This is a genomic window from Nonomuraea sp. NPDC049152 (assembly GCF_040648355.1).
Classification (GTDB): domain Bacteria; phylum Actinomycetota; class Actinomycetes; order Streptosporangiales; family Streptosporangiaceae; genus Nonomuraea.
In genome coordinates this window covers 1-25,282 of the sequence record NZ_JBEZDO010000004.1, presented here as the reverse complement: position 1 = coordinate 25,282, position 25,282 = coordinate 1, and the positions used below count along the sequence as shown (strand labels likewise).

The following is a 25,282-nucleotide window of genomic DNA, read 5'->3' as shown; positions in this document are numbered from 1 at the left end:
CCGGGGACCTGCTGCCTTCACCTGCCTATCTAGGTGTGGTTCGTCTACTGCTGGACGCCGAGACCGACGTAGTCGTACATCTGCTGCGAGTCGCTGATGAAGACGTTGGTCAGGTTCTTGCCGCGCATGTACAGGGCCTTGCCGTACACGCTGGGCATGACGACGGCCTGGTCGATGACCATCTGGTCGATCTGCGACCACATCTCGGCGCGCTTGGCGGCGTCCGGCTCGGCCTTGATCTGGTCGATGAGCTTGTCGACCTCGGGGATCTTGACCGACAGGTTGTAGTTACCGGCCTCGCGGACGTCCCGGCTGTCCATGATGGCCTGCATGAAGCCGTAGGTGTCGGGGTAGTCCGAGCCCCAGCCGTTGATGGCCAGGCCGATCTTGTTCTCCTTGACGTAGGACGGCTTGCCCGCGTAGAGGGCGAAGTAGTCGTCCTGCGGGTACGGCTTGAGCGTGAGCTTGATGCCGACCTTGGCGAGCGACTGCTGCAGCGACTCGGCCGCGGCCTTCTCCTTGGTCCGCTCGGTGCGGTAGGAGATGTTGGTCTCGAAGCCGTTCGGCTGGCCGCACTTGGCGAGCGCCGCCTTGGCCTTCTCCACGTCACCCTTGTCGTCGGGCGACTTGTAGAGGTCGATCTCCTTGTGACCGGGCAGGGTCTTCGGGATCATCGCCGTCGCCGAAATGCCGCCGGTCTCGCCGCCGTAGGCGCGGAAGAGGCTGCTGCGGTCGGCGGCGAAGGCGATGGCCCTGCGGCAGTCGACGTTGTCCAGCGGGGCGACGTCGGGAATGATCGAGGTGTACCAGGTCCGCTGCTGGATCGGGTTGTCGGTGCGTGCCTTCAGCGCCGGGTCCGGCAGGACCTTCGGCAGGGCGGCGTTGCCGATGCCCAGGCCGTCGACGGCGATCTGGACGTCACCGGAGATCAGCCGGTTGTCGAGGTCGTCGGCGTTGACGCCGGTCTGCACCTCGATGCGGTCGGGCAGGGCCGGACGGTTCGGGTCGGTGGCCGGGTCCCACTGGTCGTTGCGGACCAGGGTGAAGCCCTTGCCGATCTCGTTCTTCTCGAACTTGTAGGGGCCCGTCGAGACGACGTGCTCCTGGTACTTGGTGCCGGTGTCCTTGTCCTTGGGGACGGGCATGGTCATCGGCATCTGCATGATGAAGTCGAACAGACCGAACGGCTCCTTCAGGTGGAACACGATCGTCTGGTCGTCGGGCGTCTCGACGGCCGAGGAGAAGTCGGCGTCCTTCGACTTGTAGGCGCCCTTGTAGCCCTTCGGCCAGTCGAGCAGCGCGTTGAGGTAGGTCGGCCCGTTCGGGTGGATCTCCTTGTCGAACTGGCGGGCCACCGAGTACGCGATGTCCTTGGACGTGACGGGGGTGCCGTCCTCGAACTTGACGCCCGAGCGGATCTTGTAGGTCCACGTCTTGGCGTCGTCGCTGGACTTGCCGAGGCTCTCGGCCATGTCGGGCACGAGGGTGTTGCCGTCGGGGCCGGGCGCGGACTTGAACATCAGCAGCGCGCGGCCGTACAGGCGGGCGAAGTTCAGGGAGTAGCCGTAGTAGGTGTTGCCGGGGTCGAGGCTGTCCCAGTCGGCCGTGTTGGCCATCTTGAGAGTGCCGCCCTTCTTGGTAGAAGGGTTGAAGATCTTGCCGATCGCGGCGTCGGCCGCTTCCGCGGCACCAGACGCGCCCGAGGACGCGGCGGCGCTCTGACCCTGACCCGGGGTCTGGGTCGGCGTGCCCGCACAGGCCGCCAGCGCCATGGCGAGCGTGAGCCCGGCCGCGGCTGTCGTCAATACTTTTCTTCTCATCAAGGTGTCGCACCCCTTTGGGTTGGAAGCAGGGTTAAGGGAGTCCGAGAGGATCAGCGATTGCCCCGCGGGTCCAGCGCGTCTCGCAGGCCGTCGCCGAACAGGTTGAACGCAAGCACGGTGATGAAGATCGCCAGACCGGGGAAGATCATGAAGTGCGGGATCGTGTAGAACCTGGCCGCCTCGGAGAGCATGCCGCCCCAGGTGGGGGTCGGCGGGCGCACACCCACGCCGAGGAACGACAGTGCCGCCTCGAACAGGATGTTCGAGGGGATCAGCAGGGTCGCGTAGATCAGGATCGGCGCGATCAGGTTGGGCAGCAGCTCGCGGAAGATGATGTACGGCCCGCGGGCGCCCAGGCTCTTGGCGGCGTCGACGAACTCGCGTTCGCGCAGCGACAGCGTCTGGCCACGGATGATGCGGCCCAGGTATGGCCAGTTGAAGAAGCCGATGATGAAGATCAGCAGGGTCACGCGGAGCGTGTCGCCGGACAGCCCGAACGCCTGGTCGGGCACCACACCGGCCAGCGCGAGCGCGAAGACCAGGAGCGGGAAGGCGAGGAAGACGTCCATCGCCCTGCCGATGAGGGTGTCGATCCAGCCGCCGAAGAAGCCCGCGATGACGCCGAGCGTCGTGCCGATGACCACCGACAGCAGCGTGGCGAGGAAGGCGATCAGCAGCGAGATCCGCGCCCCGTAGACGACCCTGCTGAAGATGTCGCGGCCGTTGACCGGCTCGACACCGAACAGGAAGTCCCAGCTCATCCCGCCGAGCTGGCCCTTCGGCGCGAGCGTGCCACTGTCGACGAGGTCCTCGTGGTACTGCAGCGGGTCGTGACCCAGCAATCCCACGATCAGCGGCGCGAAGACGGCCACGAGCATGAGAAAGATGATCACGATGGCGCCCGCCATCGCGACACGGTCGCGCTTGAGCCGCCGCCAGGCGATCTGGCCGAGCGAACGGCCCTCGATGGCCTTGACGTCAGCCCCCGCCACCACCGCTTCGGGAACTGCCGAGCTGGCCGACTCTGGCACGTCGAGCGGTGCGGTCATGCGCCCTCCTCTGTCCTGACCCTCCAGGAGGCCGGCACGACCGGGGTTGTGCGCATACTGCTCTTGCCCCCTGGGTTAGACGGCGTCGTCCATTACGGGACCGGCCCGGTCTGGACTCACGCCCGTGCTTGCCAGGACCGTCCGTCACGGTCCCAGGAGGCAGAATGTATGGCCTGAGCTGCGCTGACTAGCCCCCAGGCGGTCTATGTGGCTCAACTGTGATTCTGGCGAAACGCATTCGTATCGATCTTGGACAGAATGTCTACACCCCGTTCCGGTTGGGTCTCGGAACTGTGACATTGCACTGACGCGTGCGCTAGCTGATCCCGCGCCGCTTGAGGATGTCCTCGATATCGGAGAAATCGTCGTCGTTCGTCCTGGGCTTCGGCTGTGCGATGGCAGGCTTTCCTGCTGGAGCCTGCGCGGCGGGCTGCTGCGGCGCCTTCCGCGCCGACCTCTGCTCGGTCGCGCCGCCGGAAGCGTTGCTGTCAGCGGCCGACAGTTTCCTCGCCCTGAGCACGCCCGAAACCATGAACAGCACCACGGACAGCCCGGCGAGCGCCACTCCGGCCCAGGTGAGCGGGTTGAACACCAGGCTGGTGACGAAGGTGACGGCGGTGGCGCCGATGGTCCAGAGGGAGCTGATCGCGCCGGTGAGGTAGGCGGCCATCGGCAGGAGCGACCACGCCACCATCCGCATGGCGGCCACTGCTCCTCTGCGGCGCAGCAGCAGGAAACTGAACACCAGTCCAAGACCGGTGGCGCCGGCGCACAACGGCAACCACGCGATGCTATTGAATCCGCCCATATTGGCCACCCCTCGTGTTTGGCTGACTTCTCCATCCTGGCACGCGGGCCGCCGCTCGCCGCTCCTCCCTAGGTAGGGATCTTTCCCTTAGGGGGTGGTATTCGACGTTCGTTACAGCAGGCACCACCGAACTCGGGACGATCGTCGGCGCGCCCGCACCCAACACCCGAACACACGAACCCCGGACGCGGCACCCCCGGGACCGCCGCACCGCCCGACTGCCCGCACGGCACCGCGCCACCGCACCACCGGGCTCGCCCTCGGATGTCGCTGGGGTCGCACATCCGCCGGCCCACACCCTTGGACTCGGGGCGGCGAGATTCGGGCGAAGGTCGCCGAGGTGGCCGGGGGTGCGGACCCCAGGCACGCAGGCGGCTGAGGACTGGTCGCCGAAGGTGGGCCGCAGGTGGACGCGATCGCGGGTCCGAAGCCGGAGGGTGGGGACGAGATCAGGGGTCGGGGAGTCTAGGCGAGGTGCGGCAGAGGGCCTAAGGGGGCGCGGTCAGGAGCCCGAGATCTGGCAAGGTCAGGAGGGCAAGGGCTGGGGGGGCAGGAGGGTGGGGGGCGGGGCTCGGGGTTAGGCGTGGGTGGGGGGTAGGAGAGCGCGGAGGCGGTCGGTCGTGACCTCGGTGAGGGACGACACCACGAGACGGCCGGGCGCGGGCGCGATCGGCAGCAGGCTGGGGACCGCCACCACGGCGCACCCGGCGGCCGTACCCGCCGCCACCCCGTTGGGCGAGTCCTCCAGGACCACGCAGCGGACCGGTTCGACGTCCAGCAGGCTGGCCGCGGTCAGGTACGGCTCCGGGTCGGGCTTGGTGTGGGTCACGTCGTCGGCCGTCACGATCACGTCGAAGCGGTCGCGGCCCACCGAGACCAGCACCGCCTCGGCGATCTCCTTCAGCGACGAGGTGACCAGCCCGACAGGCACCCCCTCGGCGCGCAGGCTCTCCAGGAGCTGGAGCGCACCTGGCATCGTCTGGACGCCCCCTGCCAGCTGGGAGACCATGCCTTCGATCATCCATTCGCGCAACGTCTCAGGCGCGACGGACGAGCCTGAGACGGCGAGCATGTAATCGACGGTGCGTTCCATGGAACCGCCGACGAGGTGGGTCTGGTGTTCGGGGGCCCAGATCCCGCCGAGGCGGGACATCACCTCGATTTCGATCTTCAGCCACACCTTCTCGGTGTCGACCAGCAAGCCGTCCATGTCGAAGAATACGGCGTCCACTTTCCCCCCGAGGCACTCGTCACGGACTTCTACGGTAGGGCGTGGCCGGGACTCGGCGTTGCGCGGGTCCGCTTGTGGGGTCATTGGGGGCGCCGTGACGGCGGCCCGCCGCGTGAGCTCGGTGAGCGTTTCCCTGGACGGGCGCCGGCCCCGTGCCCCGGGTGGCGCTTGGGCCCGCTTGCCGTGCAAGGAGGGCCGCAGCCCGCCCGCCGCGGCACGGAGGGATCGGGACCGCGCCCGCCACCAGAGCCCACATGCCCAGGGACACGGGGCCGCGATCGCGCCCGCCATCGGCACGCGCACATCCCGAGGCGGCCGCCGCCAGAGCGCGCACGTCCGAGGCACCGGGCCGGCGACCGCCTCCGCGACCTGAACGCGCACGTCCGGAGGGCGGGGAGCGTCGCCCAGGGGGACGGGATGTGGCAGGGAGCGGCGTCCTGCGGGGTCGGCTCCCTGCCTTCTCGAAACGAGCGCCCGGTCAGACGTTGAAGTACTTGGCCTCGGGGTGGTGGGCGACGAGGGCGGAGGTGGCCTGCTCGGGGTGGAGCTGGAACTCCTCCGACAGCGTCACGCCGATCCTTTCCGGGTCGAGCAGCTGGAACAGCTGGACCTGGTCCTCCAGGTTGGGGCAGGCGGGGTAGCCGAAGGAGTAGCGGCAGCCCTGGATGTTGACCTTGAGCATGTCGTCGAGGGACTCCTCGCCGCCGATGCGCCACTCCGAGCGGACCCTGGCGTGCCAGTACTCGGCCAGGGCCTCGGTGAGCTGCACGGACAGGCCGTGGAGCTCCAGGTAGTCGCGGTAGGCGTCCTTGGCGAACAGCTCGGCCGTCGCCTCGGAGATCTTGCCGCCCATGGTGGCGATCTGGAAGCCGACGACGTCGACCTCGCCCGAGTCCTTCGAGCGGAAGAAGTCGGACAGGCACAGGTGCCTGTCGCGGCGCTGGCGCGGGAAGGTGAAGCGGGTGCGCTCGTTGCCCGCGTCGTCGAGGATGATCAGCGAGTCGCCGTCGCTCACGCACGGGAAGTAGCCGTAGACGACGGCCGCCTCGAGCAGCCCCTCGGTCTTGATGCGGTCGAGCCACATCCGCAGCCTGGGCCTGCCCTCGGTCTCGACGAGCTCCTCGTAGCCGGGACCGTCGCCGCCCCTGGTGGGCTTGAGACCCCACTGGCCGAGGAACAGCGCGCGCTCGTCGAGGAAGGAGGCGTAGTCGTTGAGCGAGATGCCCTTGACGATGCGGTCTCCGTGGAACGGCGCGACGGGGACGGGGTTGTCGGCGGCCACGTCGGAGCGGGACGGCAGGTCCTCGACGGCGGTGCGGGTGAGCGTGGCGCCCGACTTGACGCGGCGCTCGCGCAGCGCGGGCAGCGGCGAGCCCTCCCTCTTGTGGGCCATGAAGGCGTCCATCAGCCGCAGGCCCTCGAAGGCGTCGCGGGCGTAGCGGACCTCGCCGTTGAACAGCTCGGCCAGGTCCTGCTCCACGTACGCGCGGGTGAGGGCGGCGCCGCCGAGGAGCACGGGGTAGCGCTCGGAGATGCCGCGGGAGTTCATCTCCTCGAGGTTCTCCTTCATGACGACCGTCGATTTCACCAGAAGTCCGGACATGCCGATGACGTCCGCGTTCTTCTGCTCAGCGGTCTCCAGGATGCTGCTGACCGGCTGCTTGATGCCGAGGTTGACGACCTCGTAGCCGTTGTTCGACAGGATGATGTCGACGAGGTTCTTGCCGATGTCGTGGACGTCGCCCTTGACGGTGGCCAGCACGATGCGGCCCTTGGTCTCGCCCTCGACCCTGTCCATGTGGGGTTCGAGGTAGGCGACGGCGTTCTTCATGACCTCGGCCGACTGCAGCACGAACGGCAGCTGCATCTGGCCGGAGCCGAACAGCTCACCGACCGTCTTCATGCCGTCGAGCAGCACCTCGTTGATGATCTCCAGCGCGGGACGCTGCGCCAGCGCCTCGTCGAGGTCGGCCTCGAGCCCCTTGCGCTCGCCGTCGATGATGCGCCGCTTGAGCCGTTCCCACAGCGGCAGCGCGGCCAGTTCCTCGGCCTTGCCCGCGCGCATCGCGGCGACGTCGACGCCCTCGAACAGCGCGATGAACTTCTGCAGCGGGTCGTAGCCCTCCCGACGGCGGTCGTAGACCATGTCGAGCGCGACCTGTCGCTGCTCGTCGGGGATGCGCGACATCGGAAGGATCTTGGAGGCGTGCACGATGGCCGAGTCGAGGCCGGCGTTGACGCACTCGTTGAGGAAGACCGAGTTGAGCACCATGCGGGCGGCCGGGTTGATGCCGAAGGAGATGTTGGACAGGCCCAGCGTCGTCTGCACCTCGGGATAGCGCTGCTTGAGCTGGCGGATGCCCTCGATGGTCTCCAGGCCGTCCTTGCGCGACTCCTCCATGCCGGTGGCGATGGTGAAGGTCAGGCAGTCGACGATGATGTCGGAGACCTTCATGCCCCAGTTGGCGACCAGGTCGTCGATCGTCTCGGAGGCGATGCGGACCTTCTCGGCGGCGGTGCGGGCCTGGCCGTTCTCGTCGATGCACATGACGACGACGGCCGCGCCGTGCTCGCGTACGGCGGTCATGGTCTTGTGGAAGCGGGACTCGGGCCCGCGCCCGTCCTCGTAGTTGACGGAGTTGACGACCGCGCGTCCGCCGAGCATCTCCAGACCGGCCTTGAGCACCTCGGACTCGGTGGAGTCGAGCATGATCGGCAGGGTGGAGGCGGTGGCGAAGCGGAAGGCCAGCTCCTTCATGTCGGCGACGCCGTCGCGGCCGACGTAGTCGACGCACAGGTCGAGCATGTGGGCGCCGTCGCGGGCCTGGTCACGGGCCGTCTCGACGCAGTCGTCCCAGCGGCCTTCGAGCATGGCCTCGCGGAAGGCCTTGGAGCCGTTGGTGTTGCAGCGCTCGCCGATGGCCAGGTAGGAGGTGTCCTGCCGGAACGGGACGGTCTGGTAGAGCGAGGAGGCGCCCGGCTCGGGGTGCGGCCTGCGCGCGGCGGGCTGCTGGCCGCGGACCCGCTCGACGACCTGGCGCAGGTGCTCGGGCGTGGTGCCGCAGCAGCCGCCGACCAGGGACAGGCCGTAGTCGCGGGCGAATGTCTCGTGGGCGTTGGCCAGCTCGCCGGGGCTCAGCGGGTAATAGGCGCCGTCCGAGGTGAGGACGGGCAGGCCGGCGTTGGGCATGCAGGAAAGGCGCAGCCGCGAGTGGCGGGCGAGGTAGCGCAGGTGCTCGCTCATCTCGGCGGGACCCGTGGCGCAGTTGAGGCCGACCAGGTCGACGCCGAGGGGCTCGATCGCCGTCAGCGCGGCGCCGATCTCGGAGCCGAGGAGCATGGCGCCGTTGGTCTCGATCGTGACCTGGGCGATGATCGGCACGTCGCGGCCCGCGGACTCGACCGCCCGCTTGGCTCCGATGATGGCGGCCTTGACCTGGAGCAGGTCCTGACAGGTCTCGATGATCAGCGCGTCGGCCCCACCGGCGATCAGGCCGGCGGCGTTGTCGCGGTAGGCGTCGCGCAGGGTGGCGAAGGGCAGGTGGCCGAGCGTGGGCAGCTTGGTGCCGGGGCCCATCGAGCCGAGCACGAACCTCGGCTGCTCGGGCGTCGACCAGTGGTCGGCCCGCTCGCGGGCCAGGCGGGCGCCCGCCTCCGAGTACTCGAAGACCTTCTCGGGGATGTCGTACTCGCCCAGTGCCGCCAGGTTCGCGCCGAAGGTGTTGGTCTCGACGCAGTCGACGCCGACGGCGAAGTAAGCGTCGTGAACACCGCTGACGATGTCGGGCCTGGTGACGTTGAGCACCTCGTTGCAGCCCTCGTAGCCCTGGAAGTCGTCGAGGGTCGGGTCGTATGACTGCAGCATCGTCCCCATCGCCCCGTCGGCGACCATCACGCGCTGGGAGAGGACTTCGCGGAAAGATGGGGACGCGTTCATGCGGTCAAGCTTAACGGGCGCTACCCTGTCGGCAATTGACGCTGCGTCCAATTGGGGTCTCCCTCATGGCCTATCGCACCGTGCTCGTCGGCACCGACGGGTCCGCCTCCTCCTTCCGCGCCGTGTCCGCCGCCGCCTCGCTGGCCGCCGCCACCCGCGCCACACTCGTCCTGACCTGTGCCTATATCCCCATGCGTGAAAGCTCCCGCGCGGCCGCCGCCGACGTGCTCGGCGACCTGGCCTACAAGGTCAGCGGATCCACTCCCGCCGACGACGCCCTGCGCGCGGCCCGCGAACACGCGGTGGCGGCGGGCGCCACCGACATCGTGCTGGCGGCCGAGGAGGGCGACGCGGTGGACGTGCTGGTCAAACTGGCCGACAGGCACCGCGCGGACCTGCTCGTGGTCGGCAATCGCGGCCTCAACAGCCTGGCGGGGCGGCTGCTCGGCTCGGTCCCGTCGAACGTCTCTCACCGCGCCTCGTGCGACGTCCTGATCGTGCACACCACCTCGGGCCGCTGACCCGTCCCGACCGCGCGCGCCACCACAGGCCGATGATCCACTGACCGCGCGCGCCACCACAGGCCGGTGATCCACTGACCGTGCGTGCCACCGGCAGGTCGATGATCCATCCTGGCCGTGCGCGCCACCTCGGGCGGTGATCCATCCGTACGGCAAGCAGGCTCGAGGCCACCCTGGTCACCGGTGACCGCCCGTCCTTCACGCCTGCTCCAGCAGGACTTCGGCCGATCTTCCAGACGTCGCGACCCCCGCGTGCACCGGCCTTTCGCGCCCGCCCGAGGCGCCGAGAATTACGCCGGTGGAGATCAGTGACGTAAAGCGCTCTCCACCGCATAGGCTTAGGCGTTGAGAACAGCGAGAGGAGGCGGCGCGTGATCGAGCTCGAAGGGCTCCCCGAGCTCGTCGATCCGGTGCTCATCGCCGCGTTCGAAGGGTGGAACGACGCAGGTGAGGCCTCCAGCGGCGTCATCGCGCACCTGGAGAGCGAGTGGAAGGCAGAGCCGCTGATCGCGTTGGACCCGGAGGACTACTACGACTTCCAGGTCACGCGCCCCATCGTGGAGATGGGTGACGGGCTGACCCGCTCGATCGTCTGGCCGACGACCAGGCTGTCGCTGGCGCGCCCGCCGGGCGTGGAGCGCGACGTGGTGCTGCTGCGCGGCATCGAGCCGAACATGCGGTGGCGTGCCTTCTGCGACGAGATCGTGGGCGTCTGCCATGAGCTGGGCATCGAGATGACGGTCATGCTGGGTGCGCTGCTCAACGACTCCCCGCACACGCGTCCCGTGCCGATCGTGGGGTCGGCGACCGAGGAGGGCCTCGCCCGTTCGGTCAACCTGGAGCTGAGCCGCTACGAGGGGCCGACGGGCATCGTGGGGGTGTTGCAGCACGCGTTCGGTGTGGCGGGGCTGCGCGCCATCTCGCTGTGGGCGTCGGTGCCGCACTACGTGGCCCAGCCGCCCAACCCGAAGGCGACGCTCGCGTTGCTGCGCAGGGTGGAGGACGTGCTGGAGATCCCCGTACCGCTGGGCGACCTCGTGGAGGAGGCCCGCGCGTGGGAGAACGGCGTGGACGAGCTGGCCTCGCAGGACAGCGAGGTGGCCGAGTACGTCAAGGAGCTTGAGGAGCGCAAGGACGCGGCCGAGCTGCCCGAGGCGTCGGGTGACGCGATCGCCGCCGAGTTCGAGCGCTACCTTCGCCGCAGAGACACCGACCCCGGCGACCAGTAGCCCATCGGGAGCACGGCGCCCCGAGAGGTCGCGCTACGCATCACCCCGGAGGACCACAGAGGATCCTCGGGGACGGCTCGTCTCATGTGCCGCCACGGCTCGGACGGTGCTCCGCACCAGCCCACGTCCCGTGTGCCGCGAGGGCCCAGACTGGGCTCCGCATCAGCCCACGTCCCAAAGCCCGGTCGGTCCTCCCCCTTCACCCCAAGGTTCGGACGCCCCTCCGCATCACCCCCGTGGCGCGGACGCTCGCCGGGCCGCTCGACCACCCACGAGAGCTCAGTTCGCCCCGCCCCACGACGAGAGTGGCCGCGGCGCATCAATCCAAGGCACGCATCGGTGGAGAGCCGGGGACCGTGAGGAATGAGTGCCCGGGTCACGGTGGCCCGGGGCGTGTGACGGGTTGGGGCGCCGTCGTTCAGTGGGTGATTTCTGGCGTTCCTTTTCGATCTCCCGAACGGGATTCGACGACGCGGTGGAGTGCGTGAAGTCGCTGTCCGGAAAGAGGACTTTCGCGGGGCCGTAAGGGGGCAGATCCCGAAATATCCGTCTTGCCACAGGTCCGCCTACCTGCGAAGCTCCCGCGAGGATAGGCGCGGGGTGACACTGCCAGGGAAGTTTCAGGTTTCAATCATCGGATTTCTCACCGGTTTCAGGCAATAATCGGTGCCCCGCGCGTTTCGACCTGGAATGCACCAGGTTGGGACGCCAACCGGCAACGATTGAATAACCAGGAGAAACACGCTCTGCAACTTCCTCGAATTCCGGCCCGGCCACGTTGAACCTACCCATGTGACTGCGCACGTTAGGGCAACCATGGCTACTCCTCATGTCGATTCGCACCAGAGAAGTCAGGACACCAGGCGCCGCGTGCTGGAGATGGCGCTGTCGTTGAGGGAGGAGCGGGGCGGAGGCCCTGTCGACCTCTTCCTCGCCCTGCTCCAGGACCGGCTCCCGCTCTGGTTGCGGATCTTGCACGACCTGTCCCACCTCGTGGGGAAAGGACAGGTGAGCGACAACCTGCTCCCCATCGCGAGGGCGGGCATCGATTACTACCTGGAGGTCCAGTCGGCGGCGCTGCCCGCCTTCACCTCGCCTTCGGTGACGGTCCGCTTCCGCGAGGCCGTACGCGACAACGGCCTGGGCCCGATGGCCGAGATCGTGCCGCTGGCCGACTACCTGGAGGCCGAGCAGCGGCTCGGCAGGGTGGCGCCGTCGGTCGATCCGGTGGGCAGCGCCAGGCTGCTGCTGGCAGGGTGCTTCCAGCACGCCTACTACGAGATGTTCGTCGGCGCGGACGCGGGACCCTCACGGGACGCAGGAGCCGAGGAGATCGTCAAGGGGCTGAGGCTGGAACCCGCCGCCTGATCGTGCCGTGCCCACACCAGGGCTGCCAGGTCAGGGTCGGCGCCGATCGGTTCGGTGACCACGTCGGCGCCGGCGTTGACCAGCTTGTCGTGGAAGAAGCCGGGCGCGAGCAGGTAGGAGGCCAGGACGACGCGAGGGGCTGGGCCGCGCCGCATGCGGTCCAGCCCCTCGTCCACGGTGGGGCTCCCGCCGGCCGCGAAGGCGGCGGTGACCGGACGCGAGAGCCGTACCGCGAGCAGGCGGGCGGCGGACCTGATGTCGGACAGGGCCGCGGGGTCGGAGGAGCCGGCCGCACCGAGGACGACCGCGTCGGTGGCGCGCAGCCCGGCTCTGGTGAGCCTGCGGACCAGCGCGGAGGTGAGCAGCGGGTGCGGCCCGAGCGGCGCGCTGACGGTGGCGTCGGGCCTGGTCGCCGCGATGACGTTCGGCAGGTCGATGTGGACGTGGTAGCCGCCCGCCAGCAGCAGCGGGACGACGGTGACGGGCCCCGGCAGGTCCGGCAGGACGTCCGCGAGGAGCGGCCGGCTGATCTCCAGGTAGGCGAGCTCGACCCGGTGGCCCTCGCGCAGGTGGCGCACGGCCGCCGCGAGGCGGGCGAGGGTCCGCTCCCCCGCCGCGCTGCGCGTGCCGTGGGCGGCGATCACCAGCGTTCCCTGTCGTCCCCGGTACGGGAGCGCGAAGCTCACAGGCCGTCCCCGCGGTGGGTGGCGAGGCGGTAGCCGCGCTTGACCACGGTCTCGACGATGCCGCCGGGTCCGAGGGCTCTGCGCAGCCGCGTGACGGCCATCTCCACCGCGTGCTCGGCCGAGTCGCGGGCCGCGCCGCCCGGCAGTACCGTGCGCAGCTCGGAACGGGGCACGACGTGCCCCGGCTTGTCGGCGAGCCGCTTGAGCACGGCCATGGGCGCGGGCGGCAGCGGCTTGAGCTCGCCGTCGACGGCGACGGCGTGGCCGCGGATCTCGAGGTCGTGCCCGCCGGCCAGCAACCTGGTGACGCCGTGCTCGGGCAGGTGCCTGGCGAGGGTCCTGGCCAGGGCGCCGAGCCTGGAGCGCTCCGGCTGGATCACCGGCACGCCCTTGGACACCAGCGGCTGGGCGGTCACCGGGCCGACGCACGCGGCGACGACCCGCCCGCTGAACGCCGACAGCAGGGCGTCCTCGAGGCCGTCGGCGCGGGCCGCGTTGAGCATCGCCAGGACGGCGGGCGCGCTGGTGAAGGCGACCGCGTCGACGCCGCCGGAGACGGCCTGGCTGACCAGGCGGCGAAGCGGCGAGATGTCCCGGTAGGGCAGCCAGCGGTAGACGGGCACCTCGATGACCTCGGCGCCCGCCGCGCGCAGTTCGGCGACGAATCCCGTCAGCGGCTCCCCGTGCAGCTGGACGGCGATGCGGCGGCCGCGCAGGTCCTGGGCGAGCAGGTGCTGCTTGACCTCCTCGCAGGACTCGGTGGCTGGCGTCCAGTGGTCGCTGAGTCCCGCCGCGCGCACCGCTCCCCTGGCCTTGGGGCCGCGGGTGAGCAGCCTGGCGCGGGTGAGGTGCCGCGACAGCTCGGCCGACAGGCCCCAGCCCTCGGCGGCGGCCATCCAGCCGCGGAATCCGACGCCGGTGGTGACGATGACGTCGTCGATCGGCGCCTCCAGGCTGCGGCGGGTGGCGGCGAGCAGGTCGGTGTCCTCGGCCAGCGGGACGAGCCTGATCGCGGGGGCGCTGATCACGCGGGCGCCGCGCCTTTCCAGCAGGGCGCAGAACTCCTCGCGCCGCCTGGTCGCGGTGACGCCGATGGTGAATCCCGCGAGCGCGTCGGGAGCCGTCTCCGGCGATCTCGGCTCTTCCACGGTCAGGGCGGTCAAAGCCCCACCTCCACTCTGCCGTCGTTCACTCGGGTCGGATAGGTCGGCACGGTGACCGATGAGTCGTCCAGGCACTGCCCTGTGACCAGGGAGAAGACCTGCTTGTGCATGGGTGAGGCGACGGTGGGCTGATCGCCTCGCGAGCCCACGATGCCGCGGGACAGGACGTGGGCGCCGGTGAAGGGGTCCCGGTTGCCGATGGCGTGGACCTGGCCGTCGAAGGTGCGGAACAGCGCCACCTGGTGGCCGTCGACGAGGGCGCACGCTCCCCGCTCCGGCAGCAGGGCGGCGTAGGCGCAGACGGGGACCCAAACACGCGTGGGGAGTTCGGCGACGGTCATCTGGGGTGCTCCTTTCCGGTCGTTTCGGGGGGCGACGAGGGCGCGGGTGGCCTGGTCGGGGGTGGGGGCGGTCAGGTGGCGAGGGAGGAGCTCAGGTGGTCCAGCGGGATGAGGACGGGTTTGATCTGGTCGCGCTCGGTCTCGAAGACGATCGACGGGTCGGGCGTCCCGGGGGCGTTGACGAAGCTGACGAACCTGCCGAGCTTGTCCGGGTCCTCGATCGTGGCCCGCCACTCGTCGACGTAGGTCGCCACGTGCCGCTCCATCTGCGCGTCGAGCGAGTCGCAGATCCCGAGGGAGTCGTCCACGATCACCGCCCGCAGGTAGTCGAGGCCGCCCTCCAGGGACTCCACCCACGCCGCCGTGCGCTGGAGCCGGTCGGCGGTGCGGACGTAGAACATCAGGAACCTGTCGATGAGCGTGATCAGTTCCTCGGTGGACACGTCGGAGACCAGCAGATCGGCGTGGCGGGGCTTGAAACCGCCGTTACCTCCGACGTAGAGGTTCCAGCCCTTCTCGGTGGCGATGATCCCGAAGTCCTTCGACCTGGCCTCGGCGCACTCCCTGGCGCAGCCCGACACCGCCGACTTCAGCTTGTGCGGGGAGCGCAGGCCGCGGTAGCGCAGTTCGAGGGCGATGGCGAGGCCGACGGAGTCCTGCACGCCGTACCGGCACCAGGTGGAGCCGACGCAGGACTTCACCGTGCGCAGCGCCTTGCCGTACGCGTGGCCGGACTCGAAGCCCGCGTCGACCAGGCGCTTCCAGATCTGCGGCAGCTGCTCGACGCGGGCGCCGAACAGGTCGATCCGCTGGCCGCCGGTGATCTTGGTGTAGAGGCCGAAGTCGCGGGCGACCTCTCCGACGACGATGAGCTTCTCGGGGGTGATCTCGCCGCCGGGGATGCGCGGCACGACCGAGTAGGTGCCGTTCTTCTGGATGTTGGCCAGGAAGTGGTCGTTGGTGTCCTGCAGCGTGGCCCGCTCTCCGTCGAGGACGTGCCCGTTGTGCAGGGAGGCGAGGATGGAGGCGACGGCGGGCTTGCAGATGTCGCAGCCTCTGCCCCTGCCGTACAGGCCGATCAGCTCGGAGAAGGTGGTGATCTCGCGCACGCGGACGATGTCGAACAGCTCGGCCCTGCTGTGGTCGAAGTGCTCGCACAGCGCCTTGGACAGCTCGACGCCCGACTTCTCCAGCAGCTGCTTCATCAGCGGCACGCACGACCCGCAGGTGGTGCCCGCCCTGGTGCACGCCTTCAGCCCCGGCACGTCGGTCACGCCGTCGCAGATCGCGGTGCGCAGGTGCCCCGCCGTGACGTTGTTGCAGGAGCAGACCTGGGCGTCGTCGGGCAGGTCGAGGCTGAGCGCCGAGCCGGTGAACAGCAGGTCGGAGGGCGCGGCCGGCAGCGGCTTGCCGACGAACGGCTTCAGCGTCGTGTACGGCCCCGCGTCGCCCACGCAGATGCCGCCCAGCAGCGTCTGGGCGTCGTCGGAGACGAAGAGCCTCTTATAGACGCCGCCGACGGGGTCCATGTAGGTGACGTCGAGCGCCCCCTCCATCGCGCCGAACTGGGCGACCTCGACGCCGAGGAGCTTCAGCTTGGTCGACAGGTCGGCGCCGTCGAAGCGGGAGGCCCCGCCGAGCATGCGGTCGGCGGCCACCTCGGCCTGGGTGAAGCAGGGTCCGACCAGCCCGTAGACCATGCCGCCGACCAGCGCGCACTCCCCCACCGCGTAGATGGAGGGGTCGGCCGTGCGCATGCCCGCGTCGACGGCGATGCCGCCACGCTCGCCCACCTCGAGGCCGCAGTCGCGGGCCAGTTCGTCGCGCGGCTTGATGCCGGCGGAGAAGACGACCACGGAGGCGTCGATGGTCCGGCCGTCACTGAGGACGACCTGGTCCTGCTCGATCGAGGCCAGCGAGACGCCCGCGTGGACCGACAGGCCGAGCCTGGAGATGTGCCCCTTGAGGACGGCGCCGCCGCCCTCGTCGACCTGGCGCGGCATCAGCCAGGGGCTCAGCTCGACGATGTGGGTGTCGAGGCCGAGCCCACGCAGCGCGTCGGCGGCCTCGAGGCCGAGCAGCCCGCCGCCGACGACCACGCCGCGGGTGGCGTGCGAGGCCGCCGCCCTGATCAGCTCAAGGTCGTCGATCGTGCGGTAGACGAAGGCGTGCGACGCGCCGGGCACCGGCGGCACGAACGGCGCCGAGCCGGTGGCCAGCACCAGCGTGTCGTACGGCTCGGCGTGCCCCTCGGCCGTGGTGACGACCTTGGCGGCCCTGTCGATGCCGGTGACCCGCGCCGACAGCCGCGTCACGACGCCGGGCAGGTCGGGGAACCTGAGGTCGGCGAAGTCGGCGCCCATCAGGTAGGAGGTGAGCGCCACCCGGTCGTAGGCGGGCAGGGACTCCTCGCCGAAGATCGTGATCGACCCGTCGAATCCCCTGTCCAGCAGGGTCTCGACGAGCCTGTGCGCGGCGGGACCGTAGCCGACCACGACAATCCTGTTCACGCGGAAACCCCCTCTTGCTCGCACAGCCAGCCGACGATGCCCTCGACGGCGTCGCGGCAGGTGCCGCAGCCGGTCGTGGCCCTCGTCGCGGCCGCCACCGCCGGCACGTCGCGCGCGCCGGACTCCCAGCAGGCTCTGATCTGGCCCTTCGTCACGTTGTTGCACTGGCAGACCTTGGCCGAGTCGGGCATTCTGACCGGGCTTTCGGCCACGGCCGCCCCTGACAGGCCGGGGAACAGCAGTCCCGCCCTGTCGCCGGGCAGCGGCCCTCCCCTGTCGAAGAGCTGGGTGAGGGTGCCGACGGCGGCGCTCTCGCCGAGCAGGATCGCGCCGACCAGCCGTCCGTCGCGGATGACGAGCTTGCGGTAGGTCCCCTTCGCCCGGTGGCTGAAGCGCACCACCTCGGCGTGCTCCTCGGTCAGGTGGGTCTCGCCCATCGCGGCCAGCTCCACGCTCTTGGCCTTCAACCTGGTGACCATGCGTGAGCCGCGGTAGCGGGCGTCCTTGGCGGCGCCGGTGATCACGTCGGCCACGACGGCGGCCTGCTCCCACGCGGGCGCGACCAGGCCGTAGACGACGCCGTCGTGCTCGGCGCACTCCCCGATGGCGAAGATGGCCGGGTCGTCGGTGCGCAGCTCGTCGTCGACGACGACGCCGCGCCGCACCTCCAGGCCCGCCTGCTCGGCCAGCCCCGTCTCGGGCCTGACGCCGCAGGCCAGCACGACCAGGTCGCCCTCGGCGAGGGTGCCGTCGGCCAGCCGTACCCCTTCGGGCAGGATCTCGGCGGCGCTGACGCCGGTGCGGATCTCCACGCCGAGGCCCGCGAGGGTCTCGCCGAGCACGAGCCCCGCCTCGGCGTCGAGCTGGCGCTCCATGAGGTGGCCGGCCAGGTGCAGCAGCGTGACCGGCAGGCCGCGGCCGGCCAGTCCGCGCGCGGCCTCGATGCCGAGCAGTCCGCCGCCGATCACGACCGCCCTCGCGCTGGTACGGCTGGCCGCCAGGATCGCCTGGCAGTCGTCGAGCGTGCGGAACGGCACCGCCCTTTCGACGCCGGGGATCGGCGGCACGACGGCCTGGCTGCCGGTGGCCAGCACGAGCACGTCGTACGGCGTGCGCCGCCCGTCCTCGGAGATGACCGTCCTGGTCTCCCTGTCGATCTGGACGACGCGGGTGCCGAGGTAGGCCTCGACGTCGTGCTCGCCGTACCAGGAGGGGTCGAGCAGGCGCACCTGGTCGGGCCCCGAGCTGCCGGCCAGGACGTTCGACAGCAGCACCCTGTTGTAGGGCTGCCACGTCTCAGCCCCGAACACGGCGACCCTGGTGTCCTTGTCGCGGGCCCGCACCTCGCCGACCAGGCGGGCGCCGGCCATGCCGTTGCCGATGACCAGGAGTCTCATGCCACCTTCTCCAGCTTCACTGCGCACACCTTGAATTCGGGCATCTTCGAGGTCGGGTCGAGCGCGGGGTTGGTGAGGCGGTTGGCGCCCTCCCAGTGGAAGGGCATGAACACGGTGTCGGACCTGATCGCTTCGCTGATCCTGGCCACGCCCTCGACGGCGCCGCGCCTGCTGCTGACCCGCACCAGGTCGCCGGCGGCGATCGCGAGGTGTTCGGCCAGGTCGGGGTGGAGCTCGACGTACGGCTCGGGCGAGGCCTCGACGAGCGGCGCGATCCTGCGCGTCTGGGCCCCCGACTGGTAGTGGGCCAGGACCCTTCCGGTGGTGAGGTAGACGGGGTAGTCGGCGTCGGCCTCCTCGGCGGCGGCCCTGTGCTCGACGGCGACGAAGCGGGCGCGCCCGTCGGGGGTGTGGAAGCGGTCGAGGAACATGCGCGGCGTGCCGGGGTGGTCCGGGGTGGGGCACGGCCAGAAGACGCCGTCGCGCTCGTAGGTGATGCCCGCGTAGTCGGCGGTGCCGCCCTGGGAGGCGCGGCGCAGCTCGTCGAAGACCTCGCGCGGCTCGGCCGGCCAGCTGTGGCCCATCCTCAGCGCGAGCTCCTGGATGATCTCCAGGTCGCTCTTGACTCCGTCGGGCGGGGCGATGGCCTGGCGGCGCACTTGCACCCTTCCCTCCAGGTTCGTCATGGTGCCGTTCTCCTCGGCCCACTGGGTGCTCGGCAGCACGACGTCGGCGATGAGGGCGGTCTCGCTGGGCACGAAGTCGACGACGACGAGCAGGTCGAGGGCCTTCAGCCGCTCGGCGACGTGCGCGGACCTGGGGGCGGAGACGACGGGGTTGGACCCGAACAGCAGCATGGCCTTGGGCCCCTCCGCGGTGCCGAGCGCGTCGAGCAGCTCGTAGGCCGAGCGGCCTGGGCCGGGCAGCGAGTCGGGGGCGACGCCCCACACGGAGGCGACGTGCGCGCGGGCGGCGGGGTCGTCGATCTTGCGGTAGCCGGGCAGCTGGTCGGCCTTCTGTCCGTGCTCCCTGCCGCCCTGTCCGTTGCCCTGCCCCGTCACGCAGCCGTAGCCGGAGCCGGGGGTGCCGGGGAGCCCGAAGGCGAGCGCCAGGTTGATGAACGCGGTCACGGTGTCGGTGCCCTTGGCGTGCTGCTCGGCTCCGCGCCCCGTCAACACCACCGCTTTATCCGCATTTTTCAGCATCTGTACGGCTTGGCGCATGGCGGCCACCGGCACCCCTGTCAGACGTTCGACCCGCTCGGGCCACCATGGGGAGACCGACGTGCGCACCGTGTCGAACCCGGTGGTGCGGAGCTCGATGTAGGCGGTGTCGACCGCCTCCTCGGCGATGGCCAGGTGCAGCAGGCCGAGCGCGAGGGCCAGGTCGGTGCCGGGCGTGGGCTGCAGGTGCAGCGCGGCCAGCCTGGCCGTTGCCGTACGCCGGGGGTCGATGACGATCAGTTCGGGCCCGCTGAGCTGCCTGACCAGCGGCGGCATGGTCTCGGCCGGATTGCCGCCCGCCACCAGCACCACGTCGGCCCCGGCCAGGTCGGTGACGGGAAACGGCAGGCCCCTGTCCGCGCCGAACGCCCTGATCGAGGCGGCCGCCGCCGACGACATGCAGAAACGGCCGTTGTAGTCGATCTGGCTGGTGCCGAGCGCGACGCGGGCGAACTTGCCGAGCTGGTAGGCCTTCTCGTTGGTGAGCCCTCCCCCGCCGAACACCGCCACGCCGTCGGGGCCGTGCGCGGCGCGCACCTCCTCGAGGCGGGCGGCCACGTGGTCGAGCGCCTGCTCCCAGGTGGCGGGCCTGCCGTACAGCAGCGGCGTGGTCAGCCGGTCAGGGCTCGACAGCAGTTCGGCCGCGGTCCAGCCCTTCTGGCACAGGGCGTCGGTGGCCTCGACGGTGACGCGCTCTCCCTGGGTCAGCGCCATGCCGCATTGCAGCGCGCAGTACGGGCAGTGGGTCAGGGTAGGTGCGGTCACGTGATCGATGGTGCTTTTGGGCCGTTTCACACCTGGGTCCCTTCTGTTACTAGCGTGCTAACAGCGGCTCACCGCCGAAGTGAGGACGCTCAGACCCGCGCGTGGGCGAGGCTGGGCACCCTGGTGGCGCCGACCGTGCGCATGTAGCACCACCAGGTGAGGGCGAAACAGGCGGCGTAGAAGAGGCCGAAGGCGACGAAGGCGGCGGCGGGGCTGCCGGTCTGCGCGAAGGACATGCCGAAGCCGCGGTTGATGAGGAATCCGCCGAACGCGCCGATCGCGGAGATGATGCCGATGGCCGCTGAGGCCTGGCGCTTGCCGTGCAGGAGGGCCTGCTCGCCGGTGCCGAGCTCCTCGGCTGCCTTGGCCTGGAAGATGGCGGGGATCATCCGGTAGGTGGAGCCGTTGCCGATGCCCGCGGTGACGAACAGCGTCTGGAAGGCGAGGAAGAACAGCCAGAAGCCGCCCGAGACGCTGGCCAGCCAGACCAGGACGACGCCCGCGCCCATGGCGGCGAAGTTCCACAGGGTGACCGGCGCGCCGCCGAGCCGGTCGGACAGCCAGCCGCCGACCGGCCTGATCAGCGAGCCGAGCAGCGGGCCCACGAAGGCGACCGCGGTCCACGCCGAACCGGGGAACAGGCTCTTGGCCAGCAGCGGGAAGGCGGTGGAGTAGCCGATGAACGAGCCGAACGTGCCGATGTAGAGGAAGGACATCACCCAGGTGTGCGCCTTGCCCGCGACCGCCCACTGCTCGCGCGGCCTGGCCTTGGCGCTGGACAGGTTGTCCATGAAGAACCAGGCGCAGGCGGCGGCGACCACGATGAACGGCACCCAGAACCAGCCCGCGGCGGCCAGTCCGAACGCCCCGATCACCAGCGGCATGACCAGCTGCACCGAGCTGACGCCGATGTTGCCGCCCGCCGCGTTGAGCCCGAGCGCGGAGCCCTGCCTGTGCTGGGGGTAGAAGTAGGTGATGTTGGCCATGCTGGAGGCGAAGTTGCCGCCGCCGAACCCAGCCGTCGCCGCGATCACCAGGAACAGCCAGTACGGCGTGCCCGGGTCGCTGACCGCGACGCCGAGCAGGATCGCGGGGATCAGCAGGAGCAGCGCGCTGGCCACGGTGAAGGTGCGCCCGCCGAACCTGGCGGGGCCGAACGTGTAGGGGACGCGCAGCGCCGAGCCGATCAGGTTGGGCAGGGCGACCAGCCAGAACAGCTGGTCGGTGGTGAAGTCGTAGGCGCCCATCTTGGCCGCGACGATGCTCCACAGCGTCCAGACGGTGAAGCCCAGGTGCTCGGCCAGGATGGAGAAGACCAGGTTGCGCCTGGCCACGCGCTTGCCGTCGCGTTCCCAGAAGGCGGGGTCGTCCGGGTGCCAGTCGGTGATCCAACGCGCCATCGTTCCTCCTACGGTTCGGGGGATCTCGACCGTAGGAGGAGCGGGTTACGCACCTTGACGTTCTGTGACGGTGCGCCGGTTACAGGTAACTCACCGCCGTAACAAGCAATGCATGTGTTTCACGGCCGCAACACGGCGTTAACGCCGTGCCGGAGGGCGGCGGCCGGGTCGGAGGGCAGCCCTTCGGCCCGCCACGCCACGTAGCCGTCGGGCCTGACGAGCACGGCGCCGTCCTCCCCCAGGTCGTAGCGCTCGCGCCAGAGGTCGTGGTCGACGCGGTGGGCGCGCACGCCCTCGACTTTCCCGGCTGCCAGTACCCACTCCTCGCCCTGCCTCCCCGTGAGCAGGACGAAAGAGTCGTGGAACAGATCGTGCACGCCCCGCCCGTCGAGCCAGAGGTGCGGGGCCCGCGTTCCGACCGCGGCCCGCTGCTCGACGCCGTCGCCGAAGACCTCGTCGTGGCCGTAGCGCTGGCCGAGGACGCACAGCGTCGCGTCCATCGGGTCGTCCTCCGGGTTGGGGCCGAACCTGGCGGCCTGGCTGCGGACGGTGAGGTCGGCCAGCGCGAGCGCCACCGGACGCCGCTCGGCCTCGTAGGTGTCGAGCAGCGCGTCGTCCGCCCGCCCGTGGACGACGGCGGCCAGCTTCCACGCCAGGTTGTGCGCGTCCTGCACCGCCGAGTTGGCGCCCATCGCTCCGGCCGGGGGCCAGACGTGGGCGGCGTCGCCGACCAGGAACACCCTTCCCGCGCGGAAGCGGTCGGCGACCTCGACGGCCTCCTCCCACGACGCCCTGTCGACGATCTCGACGGACAGGTCCTTCCCGATGAGCGCGCGCGCCCTGTCGAGGAAGCGCTCGTCGGCGAGGTCCTCCTCGTACGGCAGCGCCAGCCCCCAGTGGTCGGGCAGCGCCTGGCTGACGAACCCGCCCGAGGCCTCCCCTCCTGGAGCGCCGACGATCCAGAACAGCGCCCGCCGCTTGATGATCTCCGACAGGTCCGCCTTGATGACGAAGGCGAGGTAGCGGCGCAGCACGCCGAGCCCAGCCCTGGCGATGCCCACCTGTTCCCTGATGGCGCCCCGGTAGCCGTCGGCCGCGATCAGGTAGCGGGCCCTGATGGTGCCCGCCTCGGTCACGGCGGTGACGCCGTCGGCGTCCTGCTCGATCGACAGGCACCTGGTGCCGTACCTGATGTCGGCGCCCCGCTCCCGCGCGGCCTGGATGAGGATGGGCTCGACGGTGCTCTGGTCGGCCATGCCGAACTCGCCCGCGGTCAGCTCCGGCAGCGCGCGGGGAGCGTCCTCCGCCACGCGCCGTGCAGCGGCTGCTCAAGGAGTGGGGCAAGGACCAGGTCGTCAACGTCGGCCAGCGCGCGAGCCTCTACCGGACGATCGAGCGCCTGCGCGAGGCGGGCCTGGTGGCGGTCAGGGAGACCGGACGCGACCACCAGTACCCCGAAAGGACCGTCTACGAGATCACCGACGACGGCAGGGCGGCCGCCCACGAGTGGCTGATGGAGATGCTGGCCACGCCCAAGCAGGACTTCCCCGAGTTCCCCGCCGCCCTGGCCCACCTGCTCATGCTCACCCCTGAGGAGATGACCGAGGCGCTCGACCGGCGCGCCGCCGTCCTCGCGGGCAAGCTCGCCGCGCTCGACAGCGACCTGGCCGCGGCCGCCGAGACGGGCCTGCCGCGTATCACCATGATCGAGCTGGAGTACGTGCGCGCCATGATGGCCGCGGAGCTGGACTGGGTCCGCTCGGTGACCGGCGAGGTGCGGGCAGGGACGCTGCCGCCCGTCAGCCTGGAGGGGCTGACCTCGTTCATGGGAGACATTTGACGATTCGCCGCCCGCCGCTGAGGGAATCGTCTCCTGGACGACGACAACGTTCTCGGGGAGTTGCCGTGGCCGTACAGCGCATCCGCGCTTTCGACGATCCTGTGCTGCGCGAGGTGGCGCGGCCGGTGACAGAGTTCGACAAGGAGCTGCGGGGGCTGGTGAAGGCGCTGACCCTCACGATGCGCCAGGGCCACGGGCGGGCCGGGCTGGCGGCACCACAGATCGGGGTGAGCGCTCGCGTGATCGTCTTCGACTACGACGGCAAGGCGGGACACCTGGTCAACCCACGCCTCGAGCTGTCGGAGCGGACGATCGTGGCCGACGAGGCCTGCCTGTCGGCGCCGGGATCGTGGTGGCCGTTGGAGCGTTCCTTCGGGGTCACCGCGCGAGGCCGGGACATGTACGGCAAGCCGGTGACGGTACGGGCGATCGGCATGCTGGCCAGGGTGCTCCAGCACGAGGCCGACCACTTGGACGGCGTGCTGTTCGTCGACCGCTTGGGCGACGACGAACGAGACCGCTTCACGGAGTCGGCCGCCTTCTGACCGCGGGGTCCTCGCTCCAGGGGGCTTCGCACCTGTGTGTGGGAGCCGAGCTCCCCCACACCCCCTCGCCGGTGGCCTTCCGGCCCCCGGACCCCCGGTCGCCGTGGTGGTCACGCCCGCGGTATCGACCGGATCGTCGGGGACCGGCGGTGGCCAGGCGCGTCGCATGGCCGGTGCGATGGGCGAGCGGCGACTCGTCCGTTCATCGTTTCCCCCCGGGGTGATAGCCGAGCAGGTCACCTGGCTGGCAGTCAAGGACTTCGCAGATCTTGGTCAGCGTGGTGAACCGGATGGCCTTGGCCCGGCCGTTCTTCAGGATGGACAGGTTGACCACGGTCACCCCGACCCGGTCGGCCAGCTCGGTGAGTGTCATGCCGCGCTCGGACAGGAGCCGGTCGAGGTGGACGGTGATCGCGTGGGTGTCCATCTCGGCGGGCGACATCAGATGGCCCCTTCCAGGTCGTCGCGCATTCGCACCCCGTCGCGCAGGATCCCCGCCAGCGCCAGCAGTCCGAGCCCGACGAGCGGGACGACCAGCGGGATCTCCCTGACCCCATAGTTGGCCTCGTCCACGGCCAGCGTGTCCAGCAGCCTCATCATCGCGAAGTGCTCGATTTGGGGAGCCAGGAGACCACCGACCAGCAGCCACCAGCCCAGGAGACGCACCTGACGCGCGACCTGCAGAATGTAGACGCCGCCGCGGGCGCGCCATAGCAGCTGCCACAGCAGGAAGAACGCGCCGACGGCGACCACGAAGCCCGGAAAGGCGGTTAGAGCCTGCCAGAGGTACTGGCCGGCGTCGGGGGAACCGTCGATGAATTCGAGGCCATTCGCCGAGGCCATGACGCCCGGCCGAATCATCTGCGTGAACGCCGGGTGATCGAGGGGGATGCCGTAGTCGTTGGGCGACTGGGCCACCACGGCACGGTAGGTCAGGCCGAAGAGACCGGCTCGGGAGTACAGCACCATTCCGGTGATCACCCCGGTAACCAGGACGAGGACCGCGAAGACCGCGGGCCGGCGCGCCACTCGTCCGATCGTGCTGTGCTGTGTTGCCATCAGACCGCCTCCTAGACATATCGTTTATCGATGACATCGATAAACGTAGCCATTGAAAATCAATATGGGCAAGCGGACCTCGGCCGACCGGGCATCCTCGGGCGCGACCGTGAGAGTTGACGAATCCACCCGGCTGTGGGAAGCTGAAGGCGGCATCGAGGTTGACTCTCATAGTATGTGTGGATATTCGTTTGTAGTCTGCGTTATGCTGCTCCCTCGCGCTGCCTTTTCGACGCCCTGGATTCCGCCGGGGCGTTTGGCGTGCGCGCAGTCCGATTCCATCCGTGCCCTCCGGAAGGACATCTGTTGGCAGCCTCGCGCAACGCCTCCGCCGTACCCGCCGGTCCCCGTCGCGTTTCGTTTTCGCGTATCCAGGAGCCCCTCGAA

The 25,282-nt window shown here is 70.0% G+C and carries 20 protein-coding genes; 5 read left to right on the top strand and 15 right to left on the bottom strand.

What is annotated here, in order from left to right; translation table 11 throughout:
• Nucleotides 1-44: 44 nt before the first annotated feature.
• The 5 genes from AB0B45_RS08945 to metH all read right to left on the bottom strand — a co-directional run bounded on the left by AB0B45_RS08945 (nucleotide 45) and on the right by metH (nucleotide 8,848).
• Entirely contained in the window at nucleotides 45-1,805 is a 1,761-nt protein-coding gene (locus AB0B45_RS08945; RefSeq protein ID WP_358127615.1) for an ABC transporter substrate-binding protein, read from the bottom strand.
• Nucleotides 1,806-1,873: 68 nt separating this feature from the next.
• Entirely contained in the window at nucleotides 1,874-2,872 is a 999-nt protein-coding gene (locus tag AB0B45_RS08940) for an ABC transporter permease (protein WP_358127613.1), read from the bottom strand.
• Nucleotides 2,873-3,188: 316 nt separating this feature from the next.
• On the bottom strand, nucleotides 3,189-3,680 hold the full coding sequence (locus AB0B45_RS08935; protein WP_358127611.1) for a cellulose synthase: 492 nt from the start codon (nucleotides 3,678-3,680) through the stop codon (nucleotides 3,189-3,191).
• Between the two features lie 577 nt (nucleotides 3,681-4,257).
• Entirely contained in the window at nucleotides 4,258-4,911 is a 654-nt protein-coding gene (locus tag AB0B45_RS08930) for an HAD family phosphatase (RefSeq protein ID WP_358127609.1), read from the bottom strand.
• A 478-nt stretch (nucleotides 4,912-5,389) separates the two neighbouring features.
• Nucleotides 5,390-8,848, bottom strand: coding sequence for a methionine synthase (metH, locus tag AB0B45_RS08925; protein ID WP_358127607.1), 3,459 nt, complete (start codon nucleotides 8,846-8,848; stop codon nucleotides 5,390-5,392).
• Between the two features lie 65 nt (nucleotides 8,849-8,913).
• Between metH and AB0B45_RS08920 the strand changes: the two genes are divergently transcribed.
• The 3 genes from AB0B45_RS08920 (at nucleotide 8,914) to AB0B45_RS08910 (ending at nucleotide 11,966) form a co-directional block, all read left to right on the top strand.
• Nucleotides 8,914-9,369: a universal stress protein gene (locus AB0B45_RS08920; RefSeq protein ID WP_358127605.1), complete on the top strand. Its 456-nt coding sequence runs from the start codon at nucleotides 8,914-8,916 to the stop codon at nucleotides 9,367-9,369.
• Between the two features lie 371 nt (nucleotides 9,370-9,740).
• Entirely contained in the window at nucleotides 9,741-10,598 is an 858-nt protein-coding gene (locus AB0B45_RS08915; protein WP_358127604.1) for a PAC2 family protein, read from the top strand.
• Nucleotides 10,599-11,414: 816 nt separating this feature from the next.
• On the top strand, nucleotides 11,415-11,966 hold the full coding sequence (locus AB0B45_RS08910; protein ID WP_358127602.1) for a hypothetical protein: 552 nt from the start codon (nucleotides 11,415-11,417) through the stop codon (nucleotides 11,964-11,966).
• On the opposite strand, the gene AB0B45_RS08905 is transcribed toward AB0B45_RS08910, so the two are convergent.
• The 8 genes from AB0B45_RS08905 to AB0B45_RS08870 all read right to left on the bottom strand — a co-directional run bounded on the left by AB0B45_RS08905 (nucleotide 11,873) and on the right by AB0B45_RS08870 (nucleotide 22,761).
• Nucleotides 11,873-12,652 carry a sirohydrochlorin chelatase gene (locus tag AB0B45_RS08905; RefSeq protein ID WP_358127601.1) on the bottom strand — a complete coding sequence of 260 codons (780 nt, stop codon included), beginning with the start codon at nucleotides 12,650-12,652 and terminating at the stop codon, nucleotides 11,873-11,875. The two genes, AB0B45_RS08910 and AB0B45_RS08905, sit on opposite strands and share 94 nt — an antisense overlap.
• Nucleotides 12,649-13,815: a uroporphyrinogen-III synthase gene (locus tag AB0B45_RS08900; protein ID WP_358127600.1), complete on the bottom strand. Its 1,167-nt coding sequence runs from the start codon at nucleotides 13,813-13,815 to the stop codon at nucleotides 12,649-12,651. The genes AB0B45_RS08905 and AB0B45_RS08900 overlap by 4 nt, the downstream gene beginning before the upstream one ends.
• Nucleotides 13,812-14,156 carry a nitrite reductase small subunit NirD gene (nirD, locus tag AB0B45_RS08895; RefSeq protein ID WP_358127599.1) on the bottom strand — a complete coding sequence of 115 codons (345 nt, stop codon included), beginning with the start codon at nucleotides 14,154-14,156 and terminating at the stop codon, nucleotides 13,812-13,814. Before nirD ends, AB0B45_RS08900 begins: the two co-directional genes overlap by 4 nt.
• 71 nt (nucleotides 14,157-14,227) lie before the next feature.
• Nucleotides 14,228-16,666 carry a nitrite reductase large subunit NirB gene (gene nirB / locus AB0B45_RS08890; RefSeq protein WP_358127597.1) on the bottom strand — a complete coding sequence of 813 codons (2,439 nt, stop codon included), beginning with the start codon at nucleotides 16,664-16,666 and terminating at the stop codon, nucleotides 14,228-14,230.
• Nucleotides 16,663-18,063 (bottom strand): FAD-dependent oxidoreductase, encoded by a 1,401-nt coding sequence (locus AB0B45_RS08885; RefSeq protein WP_358127595.1) that lies wholly within the window; start codon nucleotides 18,061-18,063, stop codon nucleotides 16,663-16,665. Before AB0B45_RS08885 ends, nirB begins: the two co-directional genes overlap by 4 nt.
• Nucleotides 18,060-20,000, bottom strand: a complete 1,941-nt coding sequence (locus AB0B45_RS08880; protein ID WP_358128362.1) for a molybdopterin-dependent oxidoreductase — start codon at nucleotides 19,998-20,000, stop codon at nucleotides 18,060-18,062. Before AB0B45_RS08880 ends, AB0B45_RS08885 begins: the two co-directional genes overlap by 4 nt.
• A gap of 140 nt (nucleotides 20,001-20,140) precedes the next feature.
• Entirely contained in the window at nucleotides 20,141-21,451 is a 1,311-nt protein-coding gene (locus tag AB0B45_RS08875; RefSeq protein WP_358127593.1) for an MFS transporter, read from the bottom strand.
• A gap of 119 nt (nucleotides 21,452-21,570) precedes the next feature.
• Nucleotides 21,571-22,761: an FAD-dependent monooxygenase gene (locus AB0B45_RS08870; protein ID WP_358127592.1), complete on the bottom strand. Its 1,191-nt coding sequence runs from the start codon at nucleotides 22,759-22,761 to the stop codon at nucleotides 21,571-21,573.
• Nucleotides 22,762-22,766: 5 nt separating this feature from the next.
• Between AB0B45_RS08870 and AB0B45_RS08865 the strand changes: the two genes are divergently transcribed.
• On the top strand, nucleotides 22,767-23,291 hold the full coding sequence (locus AB0B45_RS08865) for a PadR family transcriptional regulator (protein WP_358127590.1): 525 nt from the start codon (nucleotides 22,767-22,769) through the stop codon (nucleotides 23,289-23,291).
• Between the two features lie 65 nt (nucleotides 23,292-23,356).
• Nucleotides 23,357-23,836, top strand: coding sequence for a peptide deformylase (gene def / locus AB0B45_RS08860; protein WP_358127588.1), 480 nt, complete (start codon nucleotides 23,357-23,359; stop codon nucleotides 23,834-23,836).
• Between the two features lie 202 nt (nucleotides 23,837-24,038).
• On the opposite strand, the gene AB0B45_RS08855 is transcribed toward def, so the two are convergent.
• Both AB0B45_RS08855 and AB0B45_RS08850 read right to left on the bottom strand, forming a co-directional pair.
• Nucleotides 24,039-24,278: a helix-turn-helix transcriptional regulator gene (locus tag AB0B45_RS08855; RefSeq protein WP_358127586.1), complete on the bottom strand. Its 240-nt coding sequence runs from the start codon at nucleotides 24,276-24,278 to the stop codon at nucleotides 24,039-24,041.
• On the bottom strand, nucleotides 24,278-24,895 hold the full coding sequence (locus AB0B45_RS08850; RefSeq protein ID WP_358127584.1) for a hypothetical protein: 618 nt from the start codon (nucleotides 24,893-24,895) through the stop codon (nucleotides 24,278-24,280). Before AB0B45_RS08850 ends, AB0B45_RS08855 begins: the two co-directional genes overlap by 1 nt.
• Between the last annotated feature and the right edge of the window lie 387 nt (nucleotides 24,896-25,282).